This is a genomic window from Sphingobacterium sp. JB170, assembly GCF_900163865.1.
Lineage (GTDB): Bacteria > Bacteroidota > Bacteroidia > Sphingobacteriales > Sphingobacteriaceae > Sphingobacterium.
The window spans coordinates 1-2,541 of record NZ_FUKU01000065.1 but is presented as its reverse complement, the minus strand read 5'-3'; the positions used below and the strand labels follow the sequence as shown (position 1 = coordinate 2,541).

The 2,541-nt window shown below is 45.4% G+C and carries 3 protein-coding genes; all 3 read left to right on the top strand.

What is annotated here, in order from left to right:
* Window positions 1-79: 79 nt before the first annotated feature.
* Window positions 80-376 carry a hypothetical protein gene (locus FM107_RS16730; protein WP_086949631.1) on the top strand — a complete coding sequence of 99 codons (297 nt, stop codon included), beginning with the start codon at window positions 80-82 and terminating at the stop codon, window positions 374-376.
* On the top strand, window positions 376-732 hold the full coding sequence (gene tnpB, locus FM107_RS16725; RefSeq protein ID WP_086949630.1) for an IS66 family insertion sequence element accessory protein TnpB: 357 nt from the start codon (window positions 376-378) through the stop codon (window positions 730-732). Before FM107_RS16730 ends, tnpB begins: the two co-directional genes overlap by 1 nt.
* Window positions 733-894: 162 nt before the next feature.
* Complete coding sequence (locus FM107_RS16720; protein WP_086949629.1) at window positions 895-2,508, top strand: IS66 family transposase; 1,614 nt, start codon at window positions 895-897, stop codon at window positions 2,506-2,508.
* The last annotated feature ends 33 nt before the right edge of the window (window positions 2,509-2,541 follow it).

Genomic DNA, 2,541 nt, shown 5'->3' with positions numbered 1-2,541 from the left:
GTAAGCATCCGGTTATCCCCCTGTATGACTAGAGAGTTTTGCTTTTTACTTTTGCTATTCACATTAAAAGAAATTAGAAATGGTAAAAAGTAATCTTTGGGATCGGATGCATCGGCATTATCTTGCTTGGCAGTCCAGTGGGCTTAGCCAGCGTGCCTATAGCAAGCAAAGCGGTTTGCATCAGGCACAATTCAATTATTGGGTAGTCAAGTTCCGTAGCGGGCAGCGCTCCACGGTCAAGGAACAGTCGGGTTTTGCTCCGGTGGTTATTACCCCTAACAGCAACACCCCGGTTTTTGAAATTCACCATAGTAATGGTCACCGACTCAGTTTTTATGAAGTCCTCGATGCATCGTTCATCAAATCGCTGCTATAATGCTTTCACTTTCCGCTGGATTTCAGTATTACCTTTACCGTGGTGTTACGGATTTTCGCTGTGGTATGGACTCCCTGAGCGGGTTAGTACGCAGGGAACTTGCACAGGATCCCCTGAATGGTGCTATTTATATTTTCTTCAACCGATCGCGCAGCCAGGTAAAACTTCTTCATTTTGAAGGTGATGGTTTCTCACTGTATCACAAACGTTTGGAGCGGGGTACTTTTGAGCTCCCTTCCGGCAACCCAGGCGAAGATCTTCGTATCAGCAGTGACTGCCTGCAATTAATCCTGCAGGGCATCCAGCTACAAAGTGTCCGGCGGCGCAAGCGCTATGCTTTGCATTCCGCATGCTGAATGCAAAGCATAGCAGGTCAGGGTATCGGGCTTCGTATGTTTTATCTACTGTAAAGTTAGTGGATCATTTTTATGGTGTTATCCACATTTGAGGCTCTAAAAGGTTAGTAAAAAGATCCTTTATTATAAGGCTACTACCTGCTTAAAGGTTATTTTTGTGCTGTGGGAATCATCGATTACAAAGCGCTTTATGAAGCCAGCCTGCGAGAAAATGCAGCACTGGAAGAAGAAAAGATTGCCTTGGAAAAAGCGGGCATGGACTTGGAAGAATCGCATGCTTTAGACCGAGCTTCTTGGGCCAAGGAGAAGGCAGTTTTGGAAGAAGAAAGGTCGGTATTGATCGCTGATTTGAATAACCTCCGCCGTCAAATTTTTGGTATCCGTTCGGATAAGCAGGTAAAATTAGGTGTGGCGGGACAATTAGACCTGTTTAACCTAAAAGCGCCAGCGCCATTGATTGAACAGGTCGGCAAGGAACTGCAAGAAGCGATTAAAAAGCAACAGGACAAAGCACATAAAGCGCCAAGGAAGCCCAAACGGATGTCACTTCCTGAGCACATAGAGCGTAAAGAAGTGGTTATTGACCCTAAGGGGGATTTGTCAGACTATAAAGTAATCGGTAGTGATTGCTGCGAGGTGTTGGTGATTGAACCCCTGAAAATGTGGGTTAAGCACATTGTCCGCCGTAAATGGGCACTTAAGAATAGTATGGATATCCACAAAACGGGTATCATCATAGCGCCGGCACCTTCCCGTACGGTAAAAAGTGGCCTGTTTGATGAGTCTGTACTGGCCTTCTTACTGGTAAGTAAATATACATACCATTTACCGCTGCACCGGATCAAGCAGATGTTTACCCGTGAGAAAATCCCAATCTCATCTTCTACACTCTCGGACAATGTAGCTGCAACAATCCGGGCACTGGAACCAATCTATAGAGCTTTAATAAGGGAAACCTTAGCAGCGAAGTACCTTCAGTCTGACGAAACCACCTATAAAGTGCTGCGATCGGGGACAAAAGGGAAATGCCACAACGGATATATGTGGGCCTTTCATTCACCCCCTGACGGATTACTCTTTTTCAAATACTGTGAAAGCAGGGCGCATATTCATCCCAAAAAAATGTTGGAAAACTTTCAAGGGGTTCTTCAATCCGATGCTTATGCTGGATACAGTAAGGCATTGTCCGGTAACCCGGATATTAAGCACTTATTCTGCCTAGCGCATCTACGACGGAAGTTCGATGAAAGTGCGGGCAATGATCTTGCGCGCGCCAAGACTGCCATTGATTATATAGCGTCGATGTATGCCATTGAGAAAGTAATCCGGGAAACCCAGCCCGCAATGGCTGAGGATAAAATTGTCTTCCTGAGAAATAAGGAAGTATTGCCGATCATGGATAAGATGAAGGGTTGGATGGAGCAGGAATACCCCAAAATATTGCCCAAAAGCCCTATTGGGAAAGCATTGGCTTACGGCTTGAAGATCTGGAAGAACATGTACACATACCTGCTCCACGGAGACCTTATGCTGGATAATAATGAAATCGAAAATGCCATGCGGCCAATTGCCCTCTCACGCAAGAACAGCCTCTTTAGTGGTACACATCAAACGGCTCAGGATGCCGCGATGATCTTCTCCCTTTTTGAAACCTGTAAACGGCATAATGTCGACACTCAAAACTGGTTAACCGATGTCCTCTACAAAATTAACGATCCTGATTTTGAAGGATCATATAGCGACTTGATGCCACATAGGTGGAAAAATACCCCGTAAATCCCCGTTTGAGGGTATTCACCGGATGCTTAC